The sequence below is a fragment of the Streptomyces sp. S.PNR 29 genome (genome assembly GCF_030386795.1).
Taxonomy (GTDB): Bacteria; Actinomycetota; Actinomycetes; order Streptomycetales; family Streptomycetaceae; genus Streptomyces.
The window spans coordinates 496673-515137 of sequence record NZ_JANUQM010000001.1 but is presented as its reverse complement, the minus strand read 5'-3'; the positions used below and the strand labels follow the sequence as shown (position 1 = coordinate 515137).

At 63.5% G+C, this 18465-nt stretch carries 16 protein-coding genes; 8 read left to right on the top strand and 8 right to left on the bottom strand.

The window, feature by feature from the left end:
• The first annotated feature begins 2 nt into the window (after positions 1-2).
• The 4 genes from dndB to dndE are packed head-to-tail and all read left to right on the top strand — an operon-like array spanning position 3 to position 5004.
• Entirely contained in the window at positions 3-1133 is a 1131-nt protein-coding gene (dndB, locus tag NW895_RS02510; RefSeq protein WP_289933389.1) for a DNA sulfur modification protein DndB, read from the top strand.
• Positions 1130-2632, top strand: a complete 1503-nt coding sequence (dndC, locus tag NW895_RS02505) for a DNA phosphorothioation system sulfurtransferase DndC (protein ID WP_289933388.1) — start codon at positions 1130-1132, stop codon at positions 2630-2632. Before dndB ends, dndC begins: the two co-directional genes overlap by 4 nt.
• Positions 2633-2636: 4 nt before the next feature.
• Positions 2637-4637 carry a DNA sulfur modification protein DndD gene (gene dndD, locus NW895_RS02500; protein ID WP_289933387.1) on the top strand — a complete coding sequence of 667 codons (2001 nt, stop codon included), beginning with the start codon at positions 2637-2639 and terminating at the stop codon, positions 4635-4637.
• Positions 4627-5004, top strand: a complete 378-nt coding sequence (gene dndE / locus NW895_RS02495) for a DNA sulfur modification protein DndE (RefSeq protein ID WP_289933386.1) — start codon at positions 4627-4629, stop codon at positions 5002-5004. Before dndD ends, dndE begins: the two co-directional genes overlap by 11 nt.
• A 72-nt stretch (positions 5005-5076) precedes the next feature.
• Here dndE and NW895_RS02490 read toward each other — a convergent pair whose 3' ends face one another.
• From NW895_RS02490 to NW895_RS02480, 3 genes are all read right to left on the bottom strand, one after another.
• Positions 5077-6804 (bottom strand): ATP-binding protein, encoded by a 1728-nt coding sequence (locus NW895_RS02490; RefSeq protein WP_289933385.1) that lies wholly within the window; start codon positions 6802-6804, stop codon positions 5077-5079.
• 14 nt (positions 6805-6818) lie between these two features.
• The gene (locus NW895_RS02485; RefSeq protein WP_289933384.1) at positions 6819-7166 is read right to left on the bottom strand and encodes a hypothetical protein; all 348 of its coding nucleotides are present in this window, start codon (positions 7164-7166) and stop codon (positions 6819-6821) included.
• A 92-nt stretch (positions 7167-7258) separates the two neighbouring features.
• Positions 7259-7792, bottom strand: coding sequence for a hypothetical protein (locus NW895_RS02480; protein ID WP_289933382.1), 534 nt, complete (start codon positions 7790-7792; stop codon positions 7259-7261).
• Between the two features lie 337 nt (positions 7793-8129).
• Here NW895_RS02480 and NW895_RS02475 point away from each other — a divergent pair, with 337 nt between their 5' ends.
• From NW895_RS02475 to NW895_RS02470, 3 genes are read left to right on the top strand one after another with little or no spacing between them, the layout of a single operon-like run.
• Positions 8130-9839 carry a hypothetical protein gene (locus NW895_RS02475; protein WP_289933380.1) on the top strand — a complete coding sequence of 570 codons (1710 nt, stop codon included), beginning with the start codon at positions 8130-8132 and terminating at the stop codon, positions 9837-9839.
• Positions 9839-10795 carry an HNH endonuclease signature motif containing protein gene (locus tag NW895_RS41150; protein ID WP_354670069.1) on the top strand — a complete coding sequence of 319 codons (957 nt, stop codon included), beginning with the start codon at positions 9839-9841 and terminating at the stop codon, positions 10793-10795. Before NW895_RS02475 ends, NW895_RS41150 begins: the two co-directional genes overlap by 1 nt.
• 42 nt (positions 10796-10837) lie before the next feature.
• Complete coding sequence (locus NW895_RS02470; protein ID WP_289933377.1) at positions 10838-12247, top strand: restriction endonuclease; 1410 nt, start codon at positions 10838-10840, stop codon at positions 12245-12247.
• A gap of 47 nt (positions 12248-12294) precedes the next feature.
• Here NW895_RS02470 and NW895_RS02465 read toward each other — a convergent pair whose 3' ends face one another.
• The 5 genes from NW895_RS02465 to NW895_RS02445 form a co-directional block, all read right to left on the bottom strand.
• A complete protein-coding gene (locus NW895_RS02465; protein WP_289933376.1) occupies positions 12295-12630 on the bottom strand; it encodes a hypothetical protein in 336 nt (111 codons plus the stop codon).
• A gap of 367 nt (positions 12631-12997) precedes the next feature.
• Complete coding sequence (locus NW895_RS02460; RefSeq protein WP_289933374.1) at positions 12998-14047, bottom strand: major capsid protein; 1050 nt, start codon at positions 14045-14047, stop codon at positions 12998-13000.
• Positions 14048-14062: 15 nt separating this feature from the next.
• Entirely contained in the window at positions 14063-14479 is a 417-nt protein-coding gene (locus NW895_RS02455) for a head decoration protein (protein ID WP_289933373.1), read from the bottom strand.
• 102 nt (positions 14480-14581) lie between these two features.
• A complete protein-coding gene (locus tag NW895_RS02450; protein ID WP_289933372.1) occupies positions 14582-15277 on the bottom strand; it encodes a hypothetical protein in 696 nt (231 codons plus the stop codon).
• 874 nt (positions 15278-16151) lie between these two features.
• Positions 16152-17906, bottom strand: a complete 1755-nt coding sequence (locus NW895_RS02445) for a hypothetical protein (protein ID WP_289933371.1) — start codon at positions 17904-17906, stop codon at positions 16152-16154.
• Positions 17907-17932: 26 nt separating this feature from the next.
• Here NW895_RS02445 and NW895_RS02440 point away from each other — a divergent pair, with 26 nt between their 5' ends.
• A complete protein-coding gene (locus NW895_RS02440) occupies positions 17933-18463 on the top strand; it encodes a hypothetical protein (RefSeq protein ID WP_289933370.1) in 531 nt (176 codons plus the stop codon).
• Positions 18464-18465: the final 2 nt, after the last annotated feature.

The following is an 18465-nucleotide window of genomic DNA, read 5'->3' as shown; positions in this document are numbered from 1 at the left end:
AGGTGGGATCACCGTCACCTTCGCAACTCGCCGACGCCGCCACTACCTCAGGCTTCGAGTACATCTTTCCAGCCATCCGAGGGGTCCAGGCGGGGCGCGAGTTCTACGTGTCCATGTGTCCGCTTCGCCTGATTCCGAAGATCTTCCTGTTCGATGAGGACGAGTTGGCACCCGAAGTCCGCGCGCAACGGGTGCTGAACAAGGGGAGACTCCCGGCCCTCACTCGATACATCGTGGACAATCCGGACAACTATGTCTTTAGTGCGCTCACTGCATCCGTGGACGGCGAGATGCACTTCGAGAGCATCGCCGACTCCGGTGTCGGCATGCGCGCCGGGCAGATCCGCATTCCCATGGCCGCCCGCTTCCTCATCAACGACGGGCAGCACCGCCGAGCAGCGATCGAGCAGGCGCTGAAGGAGAACCCTGATCTCGGCGAAGAGACCATCGCCGTCGTCTTCTTCCACGACGCTGGACTAGCACGGTGCCAGCAGATGTTCGCCGACCTCAATCGTCATGCCGTGCGTCCGGCCCGGTCCATCGGCGTGCTCTATGACCACCGAGACGACCTTGCCATCATCACCCGACTGCTTGCCATGAAGTCGCCCGTCTTCAAGGGGCACGTGGAGATGGAGAACAGCACCCTCTCCCAACGATCCCGTAAACTCTTCACGCTCAGTGCTGTCTATTACGCAACTCAGTCTCTATTGCAGGGACTTGAGATTGAGAAGGACCAGGCGCAAACGCTCGCCCAGCAGTACTGGGAGGCCGTTGATGCGATCATCCCGGAATGGGCTCTGGTGCGCCGGCGCGAGTTGACGGCACCCGAGGTTCGCCGCGACTTCATTCACAGCCACGGCATCGCCTTGCATGCCCTCGGGCGAATCGGTAACACCCTCCTCAAGGAAGAGAGGGGCCCGAAGGCATGGAAGCCGAAGCTGGCCCGCCTGAAATCAGTTGACTGGACACGCAGCAACACCGACTGGGAAGGCCGAGCTCTAGTGGGCGGCCGCGTGTCGAAGAGCCATCAGAACCTGACTTTGACTGTGAACTACCTCCGACACCACATGGACCTTCGGCTCACCCCCGAAGAGCAGCGTGTAGAGGACGCATACGTACGAGGAGACGCATGAGCACCGTGACACGTCCTGTTGCCTTCGACGGTCGGAGTTTGTCCGAAGTCGTAGACGAGCTCACCGATGAGGTTCGCGAGCTCTACACCGCGGACGAGGTGCCTTGGGTCATTGGCTACAGCGGTGGAAAAGACTCCACCGCCGTTCTTCAACTCGTGTGGCTCGCACTGCAAGGGCTGCCGCCCGAGCAGCGCACCAAGCGGGTATATGTGATCAGTACGGATACGTTGGTCGAAAACCCCATCGTTGCTTCATGGGTGTCGCAGTCGCTTGAGACGATGAAGAAGGCCGCAGCCGAGCAGAACCTACCGATCGAACCCAATCGGCTCACACCCAAGGTGGAAGACACCTTCTGGGTGAACTTGATTGGCCGCGGATACCCGGCCCCCCGGCCGAAGTTCCGTTGGTGCACCGAGCGCATGAAGATCAAGCCGTCAAACCGGTTCATCCGCCAGGTTGTGCGCCGTCACGGTGAAGCTATCCTCGTTCTCGGTATCCGCAAGGCTGAAAGTCAGGCCCGTGCCCGCGCCATGGCAAAGCATGAGAAGCGGCGCGTGCGCGACCGGCTGTCCCCCAATGGCAACCTCCCCAACTCGCTCGTCTACAGCCCTATCGAGGACTGGAGCAACGACGAGGTGTGGGCGTTCTTGATGCAGAAGGCCAATCCATGGGGTTACAAGAACAAAGACCTGCTCACCATGTACCAGGGGGCGTCCAGCGACTCCGAATGCCCGCTCGTTGTGGACGACACCACGCCTTCCTGCGGTGACAGCCGGTTCGGCTGCTGGACATGCACGCTGGTGGACCAGGACAAGTCCATGACGGCCATGATCCAGAACGATCCGGAGCAGAAGAAGTGGATGCGCCCGCTCCTCGATCTGCGCAACGAGCTGGACGATGTCTCGAAGGAGAAGGAAACGCGGGACTTCCGGCGGATGAATGGTCGCGTGCAGCTGTTCAATGACCGCATCATCCAAGGCCCCTACACCCAGAAGGCTCGTGCGGACTGGCTACGGAAGCTACTCAAGGCACAGGCCCATGTCCGCAAGACGGGGCCCGAGGAGGCCCGCAACATCGAGCTGATCACGATGGAAGAACTGCACGAAATCCGTCGTATCTGGGTGTTTAAGAAGCACGAGGTTGAGGACATCCTTCCCCAGATTTACGAGGAGGAGACCGGCGAAAAATTCCCGGGGCAAGACCTCGAACAGAGCCTGGTAATCCGGGCCAACGAGATCGACCTCCTCCGTAAGATCTGCGGCGACGACGAAATCCACTTCAACATGGTCCGTGAACTGCTGGCCGTTGAACGTGAATACAGGACCAAGACGCGACGCCAGGGACTGTACGACGCGGTTGAGAAGGTGATTGAAAAGGGGTTCTACGAGAGCAAGGAGGACGCACTGGAGTTCGCAAAGCGCAAGAAGGAGCTGCACGAGAGCACCCCCCGACCCGAAGCCGCAGACCAGCCGCAGGCCCTGACCTTGGACGAAGAGTAAAACGATGCTCCTGCACAACATCACGCTACGCGACTTTGGAGCCTACCAAGGCGAGCAGAGGATCGACCTCCGCACGAAGCCTGGGCGTCCCGTCGTCCTCATCGGCGGACTGAATGGCTGCGGCAAGACCACACTTCTCGATGCCATCCAGCTCGTTCTCTATGGCCCTAAAGCGGAGTGCAGCGGTCGCGGCGGGCGCCCATACAACGATTATCTTCAGCAATGCATCAACCGGAAGGCTGACCCCGCCGAAGGTGCATCCATCACTCTGGAATTCTCCATCACGGTAGAGGGAGAAGAGCACCACTATCGAGTCATCAGAAACTGGTACTTCACCGGAAGCAAGACACTACGAGAATTCGTGACCGTCCTGGTCAACGACGAGTTCAGCCGCCCCCTGACAGAGGGCGGATGGGCCGATCACATCGAGACGATCCTCCCACTCGATGTGGCCAGCCTCTTCTTCTTCGACGGTGAGAAGATCGAGGAGCTCGCTGATCCGCGCAGTGCGGCCAAGGTGATCGAATCGGCCATCTATTCCCTTCTTGGCGTCAGCGCCGTTGAACGGATGAGGCAGATCCTTAAAGTCTTCGAGAACCGCCAGCAGCTGTCCGATGCCGATCAGGACATCCTAAACCAAATTCAAAAGCAGGAATCAGAACTGGACGAGGCCGTCCAGGCCGCTTCCGACGCCCATCAGCTCATGGGAGCGGCGCGCGCAGAACTCGACGTTCGCCAGAAAGAGTTGGATGTCGTCGAGCGTCGATTCCAGGACGCCGGCGGTAACGAGTACGAGCGTAGGAAGCACCTGGAGGCCGATCGCGACCGGCTCAAGAGCCAAGTAGCAGCTACAAACAAGTCCTTGGTATCCCTTGCCGAAGGCCCGCTTCCCCTCCTCCTGCTGCAAGGCCAACTCACGGAACTAAAGAAGCAGGCAGAGCTGGAGAAGGAAGCCGACGATGCTTCACGTTTCCTCGGCGTATTGGAAGAGCGCGACGACTGGCTACTCAAGCAGATCACGGACGAGCTGCCTGCCAGCGCCCGCACCGTACTGAAAAGGAAGCTAACCAGCGATCGCAAGAAGCGCGCGACAGCAACCGCCCTAGAACACAACCTCGGGCTCCCGCGCGACGCCCTGCTGCAGCTGTCGGCGTTGGATCAGGCCCTTGCCAACAGTTCCACCCAGACTCGCGCCCTCCTGAAGGAAGCCGCCGACCTTGCCGAGCAACTCGAAGTTGCGCAGCAGCGGGTTGACGCCGTACCTGACGATGAGTTCATCCGAGAGCTCGTCAATGAGCGACGACGCGCGATGGATAAGTTGGCTGTCGCGCAGGCACAATTCAACCGAGGTGAGAACCTGCACGCCGAGGCCGTCGCACGACGCCAACGTCTTGAGGAGGAGCTTGACCGAACTCGTCGTTCACGTCGTGTGGCCGAGTGGCGCTCAGCATGGCTTGAGCGAGTGGTCAAGTACTCAGGTAAGGCGCGTGGCACCCTTGAGCAGCTCGCGAGCGATCTCCTCGCTCAGCACATCGAGAACGTCGAAACTGCCGTACTGCACAGCTTCAACACCCTCATGCGTAAGCAGGGTCTCATCCGGGACGTCACGATCGACACGGAAGACAAGTTCGCCCTTGTCCTCACGGGTCCGGATGGCGAAACCATTGACCCCAGCAGGTTGAGCGCGGGTGAACGGCAGCTGCTTGCCGTATCGCTGCTGTGGGGACTCGCCAAGACCGCCGGCAATCGCCTGCCGAGTGTTATCGACACCCCGCTCGGTCGACTGGACAGCAAGCATCGAGAGCATCTCGTGGATCGCTACTTCCCCAAGGCCGGCCGACAGGTGCTGCTCCTGTCCACGGACGAGGAGATCGACGAGAAGCTGCTTCGGCGCCTCAAGCCATATCTCTCCCACACGTACACCCTCGTGCATGACGACAAGACCTTCACCACTACGGTCGAACCGGGCTACTGGTGGACCGAAGGAGCAGCGCATGTCGCTTGAGACCATCCGCCTTTCGCAGACGGCGAAGGATCAGCTCGTCTGGCTCAAGCGCCATACCGGCATCACGCACTGGAACGTCCTGTGCCGCTGGGCTCTCGCACTCTCCTTGCGGGACGCGTCGACGCCGCTGGTCAAAGACATCGTCACTGACTCGAACGTCGAGATGAGCTGGAAGACGTTCGCCGGCGCCTACGGGGATGTATACCTCGCCTTGCTGAAGCAGCGGTGCATCGCTGATGGTCAGGAACCCACGGACGAGGCCGTATCCCGTACATTGATCATCCACATTCATCGCGGTGTCGGCTTCCTCCACGGGCAGCGCAACCTGAGAAGCATCAGCGACTTCGTGTCGTTGGCAGTGGCCTAGCGACGAGGGGCTGGTGGCGATTGCCACGTATCGCCACCAGCCCCTCAAGCTGTCTGCCCGCCTTAGCTGATCTCAGAGCACGTCCTTGATCTTGCTGAGGTAGAGCTCCGTGAAGCCACCCCACTGCTTCCGCAGCTGCCCGTACTGCTCATTGGGAGTGTCGTGCATCGACTCTGCCTTGGCGTAGGCCACGAGCAGCAGGGTGATCGCTTCGATGGCACGACGAGCAGCCGATGCGCCCGGCGCGGTGGCGTCCTTGGACAGCGCGCGGAGCGGCTCGTACATGTCCCGATAGAAGGCGTGCCGCTGGTTCAGCCGGATGATCGTCTGGTCGCCGAGGTGTGTGAGCTCGATGAGCTGATCCCCGGGGAAGCTGACCGTCTCGATCACGAACGGCAAGTCCTTGATCTCCTGGGTGTACGCGGCCTGTTCCTCTTCGGTTGAGTTCCGTCCCGCGTCCTGCGCAAGGTCGGCATATTCCCTCTCGCGCTCCGCGGGCGTGGGTACGGCTTTGACCCGGCTCTTGGGCATCGTGCGATCTGCCTCCCTCAGCGCCTTGGCGAGGGGGGCGTGTTCGCCGGACTTCACTGCCTCCGTCCGATCTTCTTCCCCCCACACGCGCTGGAGCTCCTCGCGAGCCCTGGGAATGACGGTGCGAGCCAAGTCCCGCAGCGTCCTGCGGAGTTCATCCGACGGAACCGCCCCGCGCTTCACGTTGCGGACACCCATCAGCCGATCAAGCTCGGGCTTGAAGTAGACCTCGAAGCCGATGAACCTGTCCGGCGACAGGATCCCGTCGGGGAAGAGGCGCGCAACGGGGGTATAGCTGATCTCACGATCCAGTCGCATGAAGCTGATCGCGCCTTCGTTCTCAGGCAGCCGCAACTTCTTGGCCAGGGCATCGCCACCCATACCCTTGGCCCGCAACACCTCGCGCGGGGCGAGGGTAATGACGACACGAACCTTGTGACTGGTGCCCTGGACCGGCACTTCGTCGTTGAAGAAGACTTGGCCGGGGAAATGAGTGTCCTCAGCGCCGGCCTTCCGCGTGGACCCGTCCCTGCGGGCAGCCTCCTCGGTCAGGACGTGATCCACCCACGTGCCCTTGCGTAGGAACGTCGGGTCGTGCGGTACGAGGTCCGTGTGATCGACCGTGATCTTGATGCCTCCGCAGAGGAAGTCGCGGAAGATTCGAGACAGCTCCTTGTTAATCTCATTGCGGACGTGGTCCGGCGTGCTTCGACCGTGCCCATCAGAGACCCGGTCGATCTTCGACCAGAGAACGAGCGTGCCCGTGCCCTCTGGGAAGTAAGGGACCAGATGGGCGGGCAGGGGCTCATCGTCCGGTGGATTGATGCCGACCTTCTCTCCCCGCTTCTCCGCCTCCACGGCCTCGCCGAGGTCGAACTTCACGTGCCTGATCGCGTCACTTCCCGCCACACGGGACCACGCTTCGATGCAGGTGCCCACGCTGAGGCCGGCGAGCTTGGCCCCCACACCGAACTTGCCGATGGTCTTCTCGGACATGAACCGTGTGGAGAAACCGAGCTGCAGATAGTGGTGGAGAGTCTCGTCATCCATCCCCTCGCCGTCGTCGATGAAGGAGATCTGGCTGATCGCCTTCTTACGGCCCTTCATCACCTCTTCCGTCAGGATCTGGATGTGATTCGCTCGCGCTTCGATGCTGTTGTCGATCACCTCGCCCACGGCGGAGGGGAAGTTGTGTCCGGACTCTCGGAGGCTGAGAAGGGCCTGTCCGGACAGGACGACCGGAATGGCGCCCTCGACGATGTCGTTCATGGTCATCTCCTGATCTACGGGGTGCGGGGGGCGGGAAGAGCCCGGCGCAGCGCACGCTCGATTTCGGATTCGGGGCAGTACGGGCAGCGCCGACCCGTTCGGGCGGGGCTTGCGGGGTGGATCTGGTTGGTGATGGGGACGCCTCTGGAGAGGTACCGGTGGTACCAAGCGGACTCGATTGCGTAGGCCTGCTGGGAGTTGGCGGTCGGGGCGGCCACGAAGTGGGTGGCGTGGCCGCGGAGGGGATGGCGGGTGAGCCGTCGGCGGAGACAGGTGTCCGACCGCCCGACGTAGAGGGGCGTGGTCTGCTGCTCGTGGCGGAGTAAGAGATAGGCACCGATGGTTCCTGCGGGGATCTGCATGTTCACGATGTTCGGTGTGAACCGGAGGGCAACGCTTCCGCTGCCCTCGTACGGCTCTCCGAGACGCACTGAGATCCCCGTGGGGTGGGCCGTCACGCCGCGGCGCTGATGAGGGTCTTCGCGTGTTCCCGTAGTGCACGCCGGGCTCGCTCGACCGTTGCCACGGATACCCCCGTCTGTTTTGCGGAGTCGGCGACCGTCAACATGTCGAGCATGCCCTGGAGGCAGGCAGGGCCGTGGGCCCCGAGCTTGGCGGCGAAGACCTTGAGCTCCTGCAGCGTCTCGGCTGCGATGACCCGCGCCTCGGGGGTGTCATGAGTGATCATTTCGGCCGCGGAAACGCCGTCTGCAGTGATGGTGCACACGCGACGGCGGGCAGCGTCAGGAAGGGGCCGGCAGGCGGCGTTCTGACGGGCGGTGGCCTGCGAGCGGCGGATGGTGCGACGTGCGTCCCTGATGACGTTCCGGCACAGAAGATCAGGGGTCTCGGCGGCGCGCTTCGGGCCGAGGGCAAGGTTCAGAGCGGTGTCGAGAACGTCAAGGAACTCGCCGTCCCAGGGACGCCGCTTCTGCTTGCTGTACAGACGGCACATCGTCTCGACGCGCACGTCGTTGTTCTGGAGCATCAATGCCCCTCTCTGGGTGCCCGGCTGCTATAAGCCGGACCCACTTTGTTGTTGCCCGCTCTCCCTTTGGCCGTTGTCGCCGTGCGGTCGACTTCGGCATGAGCAGGTGCTGTCCACTGTAGGGCCCGCCACCGACAACCGGTAGCGAGCCGCTCACATCACCTAGGGGACCGGTTCGCGGTCCATCCCCTCACCAACTCCGTTAGGGGTGGGAGGCCTTGAGGTAAGCGCAGGTCAGCGGTATCGGCTCCGTCTCGGGGCGAAGGGGCATCTCCTCCCAGCTTCGACCGGGTAGCGTTAGGGCCACCTTGGATCATGTCGTTGTGGAGGCTTCTGCGTGGACGCGAAGACGATCACCTACACGTACCCGGCGCATATCACGCAGCAGACGCCGTCCGGCAAGCCGCTGGTGTTCTTCGCTGCACCTGCCACCGAGATCGATCAGTGGGTCGGGGTTCCTCAGCGGAGTCGGCTGGAAGACGAGGAGACGATCGGGTTCCAGCGGCAGGAGAACAAGACTCGCATCAAGGAGCTGTCCAGCTTCTACCACGACGAGCGGAACATCGTTCAGAACCCGCTCCTTGCTGCGCCGCAGAGCGAGACTTCGGTGAAGTTCACACCGTTGGAGGGGCATTCCGACTTCGGCACGCTGGAGATCGTGAGCCCTGACTTCAGTGAGGCATCGCTCCTGGCATTGATGTCCCGGGTTGTTGAGCGGCTCGAAGCACGTGTCCCAGAGCTCAAGGAAGCTCCCCTGGATCAGGAGCGCCTGTCGTCAATCATGGAGCGAGGTCGCAAGGAGCACGGCATCGACGACGTGGTCGATGATGACGACTATGACGACGACAGCGTCGAAGAGAACAGCAACGGGAATGGCGACGACGCGGCAAGCGTCTTGCTCACTGATGAGACCCACTTGATCGATTTCTACACTGAACTCAAGGGGCGCGTCAGAGTCTTGGAAGCTCTCGACCCCGACAAGAAGCCCGAACGGATCCTCGGTTTCGACCGCGCAGCAATGATCAGCTACCTCAAGCCGATCATGCTCGTGGACGGGCAGCACCGTCTCAAGGGCGCGGTGCTGGCTGCGGAGAGCCGCGCGGAGGGAGGCGACGGAGAGGCTTTCCTGCTCGAAGCTGCCGAGGAAGGCAAGGACCCTGCACAGGCGAAAGCGGAGTTCATCGCCAAGCACGCGCGGCGTCTGCCTGTATCTCTCCTCATGGATCCCAACCCAAGTGAGCACGTCTTCCAGTTCGTGGTCGTGAATCAGAAGGCTACGCCCATGGGCAAGGCACTCCTCGGCACTATCGTGTCCACCAGCCTGAGCAAGGAAGAGCTGGATCCTGTCGCTCAAAGACTCAAGGACGCCGGCATCAAGTTGGACGACTCGCAGGCGATCGCCTACCTGACGCGCGCCGACGACAGCCCGTTCAAGAACTGCGTCCAGACCGGCATAACGGGACCGGCCGGCGACCGGTCGACTGCCCTCCAGTGGCCCGTCCTCAAGGGACTGGTTGGCATTTTCCGGGAGCTCTCCGGCGGAAAGCTGTACAGCGAACCGACCGACTGGGCGCGTGCCTGGGCTAAGTACCACCTGGACGAGAGCGAGCTCGTCGCAGCCTTTGAGACGCACGACGAGAAGCTGGCGGAGTGGGCACGGCCGGATGGCCCGTGGCGGGCCATTTTCATTCGCTTCTACACGATCATCAAGGAGAAGTTCGGTGCCGACGATCCAGAGGCATCGAACGCCTGGGGCACCACAAACAGCAACCTCTTCAACAAGATCAGCCTGACCATTCTTGCGGCCGACTACTTCGAGTTCCTCCGCCTTCAGAAGAGGACCCTGAATAGCGTTGACGATGTCGACGTCACTATGGAGGCCTGGCTGGAGGGCGTGAACCTCGCTTACTTCAACCGCAACTGGAAGGTCGAGAAGAAGGACACTCCGGCTGTCCGACGGCGGTGGGCCAGCCTGTGGCACACCTACCGGAAGAATCCCGAGTCGCTTCCCAAGGAAGGGCTGTTCAACCCTGTTGCTGGGGCGTGATGCAACCCCAGGAGGTTGGCGAGTTCTTCGCCGAAATCAAAAAGGCCTTGGATGATAATTGGTCGGACGAGGCACTCAAGTCTCTCGCTAAGTACACAGTTCCAGATGTCATCGCAGGAAATCATGGGTGGCTGCTGCGTGGTGATCTGTCCACCGTGTGGGGGCGCTGGTTCATTGAAAGTCTTGTTGACCTAGCGCCCTTTGAGCTGAACCCTGCCCTAACCATCGGGCACTTGCACGTCCCCATACTTGCTCACATCAACGCTGTGAGCCCGCAGGTTCCTCTGGACGAGCGCAGGGAGTATGCGAGAGTTCTTACGCGATTTGCGTGGCAACTCGTGTCAGCCCGGCGGAGCAGGAAGAGATCGGCCATCAGTGCGGCTGTACGGGAGGAGCTTTGGGCTCTCGGCCAGCCTACGCCCCGCTGTTACCTCTGCGGATACGAGTTCAGTGAGGAAGCGAGGGACAAATTCCTCGGCCTCTCCAAGAGTGGTCCGGCAGTACCACTTCTGGTCGATTTCACACGCCCACGGGGGGTTCGCTCAGCTCAGCTCTGCATCGAGGTAGACCATGTAGTACCGGTGGCCGAAGGCGGCGAGACCGGAGTGGGCAATCTCCGACTTGCATGTGGCTGGTGCAATTCGGTGAAGAATCGCTACACGAACATCTACGACGTCATTCCGTGGTCTGTCGGAATATTCGAGCATCCGGCGCTAGGGCCGGTAACTCAGCCGCAACCGCTGTGGATTCTGCGCACTGTGGCCACACGGAGACGATGTGAAGCAGCTGAAGGCTGCACTGTGCGAATAGAGGATGCTGAACTTTTCGCCGGACCAAGGAACCAAGGGGGTGCACTCACCCCAGTCAACGTTGCCGTGTACTGCGAGCAACACGACCCATGGCGTCTCGACAGATGGGTCGGCCCCAAGCGCCTCATATCTGCTATGGACAACTAGCCGCGGTACGTCGACCGCTTCTGATTGGAGCTGCGCAGCAGTATGGACGAGGAACTCATCACTCTCGCCGAAGGTTTAGGATTTATCGTTGATGAATCCGAGAATGCGACGTTCATTCGTATCGGCTGCATGGGTCTCTCGCTTGTTCTGGAAAAAGTTGAGGATGGGAAGGTATTTCCCTATCTGCAATTCCAGAAGGCGATGGGGAGTTGGGTGGGGGACCCGAGTGACATCATCGATGTCACCTCGTATATGGCCGCAGCGTACATGCATAGCACCGGGCGGACGTCGTACCAACTTGTAGATGTTGAGGACCATCCCGTAGCACATGGCGAGCTATCGCACCGCTTCCTTGTGCCGCGTCAGCCGATTAGTCAGACCCGGCATCCTGACCTCGAGTCGTTGCGGGAAGCGATCCTCGAACTGCGGGAGTTCGGAGAGTTCATGCACATAGTGCTTCCGGAGTACTGTCCAGCACATGCCGAGCACACTGCTCACCTGGACGGTGGCGAATGGGCTCGAACTATTGCTGCAGCTCTCCCAGATTTGTTCGACATTGAGAGCGACCACCATGGCTTTAGGGGCAGCCCCGAGATTCTCTACTACCGGACAGCCGACGGCGAGATTTCGATTACCCAGGATCCCATGGTGGTCTCTGCACTCAAGCAGATACCCTCAACAGTACGCATCGTTCCCGGGCCGGGCGGGGAGATCAGGCAGAGTGACAGGATCCTGACTGCCGTCTCGGACAAAGACGTCACCCGGGCTGCTCGTATCTTGAGCGCCGCAGGGGAAGATGTCCACAGCGAAGAGGGAATAATGTCGATTCCCCTGGAAAACGCGTTGCTGTGTGCGGGTGCCGAGACAGTCGTCCTGATTAACAGCATTGGTGGACGTCAGGCATATCAGGAAGAGCGAGAAAGAATCATCGCTCAGCATCGGGTCGTCTCATCGGAGCTGTTGGCTCCGAATGCGTTTACTTGGGCGCCGAAGATAGATGGCCAAGACTTTGAGGATATGGTTCGTGACCTACTAGAGGCGGACCCTACAGTCACGCAGGTCCGGAGCGTCGGGCCCGCGAACGAAAGAGACGGGGGGAAAGATCTTCTAGTCAGGATGAGAGTGCCCAATCCCAGGGACAAGGAGTGGGGAGAAGGAGGGCAAAATCTGGTAGAGATTCCTGTCGTTGTGCAGTGCAAGGCGACCGCAAACACAGTCGGCACGGGTGACGTCCGGGAAATTCGAGACGTGATCGAGGACGCTGGAGCTGAGGGGTTCATTCTCGTAACATCCAGCCGCGTCAGTGCAGCCCTGACTGGACGCCTTGAAACCATCAGAACTAAGAACGGCTTCCATACCGACTGGTGGGACAGGGTGCAGCTGGAGATCTTTCTTCGAGCCAACCCAGATATCGTTAGCCGTTACCCCAACGTGGTTCAGCCAAGGCACTGAACTGTCGCTTGTACCGAGGTAACGCCTGTCACGCGTAAAATAGAGCCCTATCTGTATCGGCGAGTGACGGCCAGCCACGTCACCTCGATGACCGGGTCCAGTGCGTCGTCCTCGTCATCCGGGCCGCCTTCCGGGGCAGGGCCATGTCGTACCTGCTCGATCTGCCGCTCAAGGCCGCGCAGGTTCTCCTGAAGGTCCATGGTCACCACACCGTCCACGATGACCTTCAGCGGGTCGGCCAAGAGCTTGGCCCGCCGCTCGCCCAGTACCTCGAGCGCGACCGCGCGGACCGAACGTAGTCGGAAAAAGCGGCGCTCCAGGTCGGCCAGGTCGGTGTCCGGGCCGAGCTGCGCGAGCAGCCAGGATCGCTGGAACTCGTCCACGGGGTTCACATCCCTCTGCATGAGGTACGGCCCGGGAGCCAGACGGGGGAAGCTGGCTCCGGGCCGTACGCGTGAGCGTATTACGCGGAGGACGTACGTGCCCGCCGCGGCGACGATTTCTTCGTGCCGCCCCCGCTGGCCTCGCCCTGTCCGGAGTCCGGCTCGGAGCCGCCCGCGGTCGTGCCTGGCTCGCCGACTGCGACCGGCCCCGGCTTGGCATGGTCTTGCGGCGGCACGTTCCAGGCAGCCGGGTTCGTCACCAGGGCAGCAATCGCCGGCGCCGGGCTCTCGCCCGGCCTTAGGATCAGGTCCTCATGGGTCGTCGGGTCCTGCAAGTACACGGTGGCGATCAGTCGGCGCACCGGCATCACAGGACCTTCGCCACGATGTGGGCGTCTGGGGTGTGCATGACCGGCATGCCGACCGCAGCTCCCTTGGTCCAGATCTGGACCGGGTCATCCTGAACACCGCGGGTGATGATCAGGCCCGGCGCGTCCTCGCGGATGATCTCCGGGTTCGAGCCGCGCGACAGCACCAGCGCCTCGGCTGTCACGCCAAGCATGGTCTGCGCCCACTTCTCCCGCTCCGGCGGCACCAGGATCCACAGGTCCTCCGGAAGCACCTTGCGCGGCTTGCCGTCGACCCTGACCTGGGCCTTGTAGAACTGGATGGGCGGCAGGCTGTAGTTGCCGCGCACGACGTTGATCTGCTGCGGGGTCAGCGTGGCCGTCGGCGTCGTCGACGGGTTCACCGACCCGTAGTACGCCGCCCTGTAGGCATTGTTCGCCGCTAGGAAGCTGAACGCCTTGCGGCTCGTGACCACCAGCTCGGGCTCCGGAGCGCCGATGTCGTCCAGGTGCTGGATCCACCGCAGCTCATCGGCGATCGGATCAGACTCCGGATCGGACCACGGCCGCGCCGCGACCGGCATGTTCTCCGCAGGGACGTTCCAGTCCACCTCCAGCGTCAGCCCGTTCTCCTGCACCAGGGAGAACCGGCCGTCGGCCAGGACGTCGCCGGCCGCCAACTCCAGCCGCGATCGGATGGCCTCGACGTGCCGTTCGACGTCGTCGTACAGCAGCTCGATCAGCCGGTCCTGGTCCGACCCGCGCGAGGCTTCCAGCAGGATCTGCTCCTGCTCACCGACCACGAGCTTCTGACCCAGCGCCGGCAGAGCGCCTTCGCGGGAGGTCTGCCACGCTTCGCGGGTCGCGAACGGCACCGATGCGTCGAACGCCCGGTACTTCGCGACGTTCACGTACCGGCCCGAGTCCTTGACCCGCCACTTGACCTCCGGAAGCACCATCGTCGGGAAGATCGACTGGGTAAGCAGGAAGTCCTTCGGACTGGGTATCGCGCGAGCGAACGTCGTCAGGTCAACGGCCTGGACGTCCTTCAACAGGTCCTGAATCGTCACAGCTCAGGCCCCCGCTCACACGAAGCGGACCAGTGCGGCCCGCGGGTGCCACGCCAGCTGCGACACGTCGATGCCACCTGGGACCTTCGACGCCTTCACCGTGCCGTGCCACAGCAGCGCCGCCGGCACCCGCGTCTGCCCCGGCGCGAACGGCGCCTCGGCGAACACGAAGCCGCGCAGCACCTGGCGCCCGCACTGCGCCTCCGGGTCGTACGGCCCGTACAGGCCCGACTCGGCGACCTTGCCGACCGGCACGCCGGAGAAGACTCGGCCGTACGGCTCGCAACCGTCCCCGCACTGGTAGTGGACGCCTTCGGCGAACAGGGGCAGGTCGAGGGTGATCGTGTCGGTCGAGTCGGTGCCGTGCAGAGCGGCCAGCCACTCACGGTTGGCGGTCAGGCGCTCCGACGTCGACACGGGCTGAATGGTCATGATCTGTCTCCATGGACGATGCGGTCAGCTTCCGCACACCGCCCGTGGGGGCAGTGCCGTCCACGAAGTCGAGGGGGCGTGGTCCCCACTGCTCTTGCCAGCTCAGCGAGCGTCGCTGAACTCCGCTATGAGGCCGCGGCGACGAGCCATCTCCAGCCCGGCTCCGCCTGGCTTCGCCTGCGACGTGGTCCGTACCGGGCCACGCCCGGCCGGGGCCCCGGCCGGAGCCGCCGGCACCGGAGTTCGCGCCTCGCCGAACAGCTCCGGCCGCCGATCACGCAGTGCCTCCGCTGCGGCCTGGATCTGGGCCTCGTCGGCGTCATCCTCGGTGGCCAGCAGGCGCTCCGCGTCCGTCAGGTCCTCACCTGACGCACCGAGCGCCACCAGGGCTGCGCGGCGCATCGCCGCCCGCTCCCGCTCCGCGGCCAGCTCCTCACGTCGCGCTGCCTGCAACTCCCGTTCCGCAGCTGCCTGTTCCCGGCGCTCCACCTCCGACAGGGCAGCCTGCTCGGCCTCCCGCTGCGCGGTCACGAACTCGGTCAAGGACTTGGAGGAGTCGAATCCCAGGGTCGTCAGCAGCCTCTTGATCGCGGCGCGTTCGCCCTGCGCCTTCTCCCGGGTGAGCATCTTGCCCAACCGCTCCTGGGAGACCGTGACCTGCTGCTCCTGGCCGGCCTCGGCCGTGTCGTCGAGCTGGTCGTTCGTCTCGTCCTCCGAAGAGGCCCCGAGAATCGGGTAGATCGGCCGCCCGTCACGGCGAAAGCCGACGGGACGGTGAGGCGGCAGGGGCCGTTCCATACATCTCCTCCAGAGCGCGCCCCCGCGCCGACGATCAGTGTAGCCAGCTCGGCGGCGCCAGATGGAGACCGATTTGCCATGCTCGATTCCCGAACCGGCCACCCGCCGGGTGCTCTGCGCGTAATCTGACCATGTGCCACGGCATGCCGCGCCCTCCGCCACCCACGTTCCCGGACGCCGGGTCCGGGGCGATTCAGTGGAGGTAGCCCATGCGACGGCACTTAGGGAAGCTGGTCGACAAGCTCGGACGACGCGAACTGGCCCTGATCATTGTTGGATCGATCACTTCAGCGATGGCGGCCAAGGTGTTGGACGCGCTGTTGTAGCTGGCGACCACGGCGTTCGCGCCGCCGTGGTCGCCAGCCGCTGGTAGGCCGCTCCCCAGGGAGCCCTGCTCCGCTAGCGGAGCAGGGCTCCGCTGTGTGCGCCGAGCACGGTTTACTCATGTCCTGGACAGCGTGGTCGGGCCGTTGGCGGTCGGCCCCATCTCGGCCAGTCGCTTGGCAGCGCAACTGACTCTTATGACTAGGCGGGTACCGAAAGCGTAGACGATCCGCGAGGCTGCTCGTAGGGCTTTAAGCGTCATCACCACAACAATGGCCCTAATCAGCAAGCCCGCTCTTCCCCGACGCGGGGGTGATCCTCCGTACATGCATAAAAAGAATTAAGCAATGATGATCACCTTGCGGGCGTGAGGATGAGCCGTCCGTCGTGTGGCGGGCGCCCATGGAGACGGAACGGACAGCCGGGGATCTCCGCTTGATCGTTACGCCGCGTCCTCTGCCGGCGCGGAGTGCCGGACGGCCTTCTTCACGTCCATCTCGACGTGGCCCCCCTCGGCCGGTCGCCGTCTCGCTCTGAGACGCCCACGGTGTTAGGCCGCTGTTTGGGTATCGTCGCGGTCCTGGTCGTCGCCACGCTCGCGTCGAGCAGCGCCCTCCGCGATCCGCATCGCGGCAACCTGCTCTGCCTTTGCTCGGATCCTCGCCACCTCCTGCGACGCGTCCTCGATCGGATATCCGGCCTCCACGAGCATCGCCACCGCCGTCTCCAGCGACAGCACCCCTGCCCCGTAGGCCTTGACGACCTCTTCCAGAACCGCGCCTCGGTCCGTCGGCGTGTGCGGCGCCCACGCCAGCCGCGCTGGCAGCGTCTCCCCAGCGGTCCAGCCCTCCGCCCGCCCGGCCTGGTACAGCCGCTGCACCATCTTGAACAGCAGCCGGTACTTGTGCTCCCGCGCCAATCGCATCATCCCGATCAGCGCATCCAGCGGCCCCAGGGCCAGCTTCAGCGCGTACCCCGACGGCACCTCCGTGGCCTCCAGCGTCCCGAGCCCAGCTGCTGTCACCCGGCTGTTCGCCGCGATCCGCTCCAGCAGGTGATCCACTCGGGCCCGCAGTTCGGCCAACTGCGGCGACGTGTCCAGGGCATCCATCCGCCCCGTCTCACCGAGCTGCCACACCGCACCGGCCTTCACCTGAAGCTCCTGCGGCTTGCCCGTTGCCCGATCCACCGGCAGCCGCGCCCCCGCCAGCCCGATGATCGGCGTGCCCGTCGTCGCTGAGGCCGCCGAGCTGTCCGAGTCGGTGGCCGCGAGCTCGTCGAGCGCCTGCAAGACCCGTGCCAGAATCGAGCGCCCCCAGTGCTCCCCGCCGTCCGGGATCGTGTTCGCGATGTGCACCACCGGCACGAAGTCGATCATCAGATCCAGCCGGTTCAGCTCCGTGCCGTCCGGCCGCACCCGGAAGCTCGCCTTGTCCATCGGTAGCCGGTCCAGCGTCTCGCCGTTCTTCAGGTCCTCCAGCAGCCATTCGGCGTCCGTGAGGTAGCACGTCACGTTGGAGGTCCGGCCCGGCTCCCACGGGTACTGCCGCCCACCAGTCGCAACACCGTCGTCGCCGGGCTCGCCATCCTCGGAGATCGGGCCCAGCTCGTACGTCACCCGACGCACCCTGGCCCTCAGCCCGGCGTCGTCGTCCGCCGGCAGCTCCCACGCCAGATGCACCCGGCGGGGGAAGTCCTCGTCTTCGTCGTCCCACTGCGGGAAGAAGAACCCCGGATCGTAGACCCGCAGCGTCGGCCGCTGCTTCTCCGGGTTCCACGCCAGCACCATCACACTGTCCCCGAGCAGTACCGCCGCCCGCTCGGCCTGCTGGACTCGGAAGGTCAGCAGCTCCTTGTCCGCCCACTTCCGCAACCGGTCCTGGACCGCGGCGGCCTCCGCTGCACCAGGCGTCGGCGTCTCCGCATCGGCGTGCTCCGCACCCTCGACCGTGACCTTCTGCTCCGAACCGAGGAGGTAGCCGAGCGCGGTGTCCACCAGGTTCGCCGCGTCGCCCAGCTCCCGCCGCTCCAGCGCGCCTTCGTCGCCCCCAGCTGCCGCGAGCTGCCCGGCCTGGTTGTTGTCGTAGGCCGCCAGCACCTTGTACGCGGCCAGCCGCCGTAGCTCCTGCGGAGGCACCCACGTCTTGACCAGCTCCGGAAACGCGCGGCTGCCGGGACGCCCAGCATCGGCCATCACCGGCTTGTAGTTCAGCCACGACCAGGCATCGATCAGGAATTGGCGCAGGCCCACACTCGCTCCAGGTGTCGGCCCCGCGCCAAGTAATGAGGATATCCGCCTGTCCAAACGCCTCAGTACGGGAAGATCATCACATGGGCCAGGGCATAGCTGGCGTCGTGGGCGCCGTTGTTGGACTGGCCGGGGCAGTCGGCGTCGGCCTTCTCACGCGAGCGGCAACCTTGCGACAGACCAGAGAAGCCGCCTCGGCACAGCTGGATCAGTGGCGCTACTCCGTACGTCGAGATACCTACTCGGCGTTCCTGGCAGCCATCACGACTTTGTCTGTGCGCATGAGGCGCACCTACAACCCGTTCAGCCCACCAGATCCCGGCGCGTCATCGGCAATGGTGGACGAGATGGAGGAAACTCTCGGCCAGGCTCTCGGCCTCCTCCTCATGGAGGCGACACCCGAAGTCGCTGCTGCTGGTGAGCAGGTCATCGGCAAATTCGTCGGCGTGATGACCGCTGCTCTCCGGATCACTGATGCCGCTCGGGAACGAGCCGCAGGCCGCCAAGCACCCGAAGCGGCAGTGCTCTTGAACGGGATGGAGAACGCGCGCAACGCTGTCGAGGAGGCCAAGAAGCACTTCATCGACGTGGCACGCAAAGACCTGCATGGTTAGCA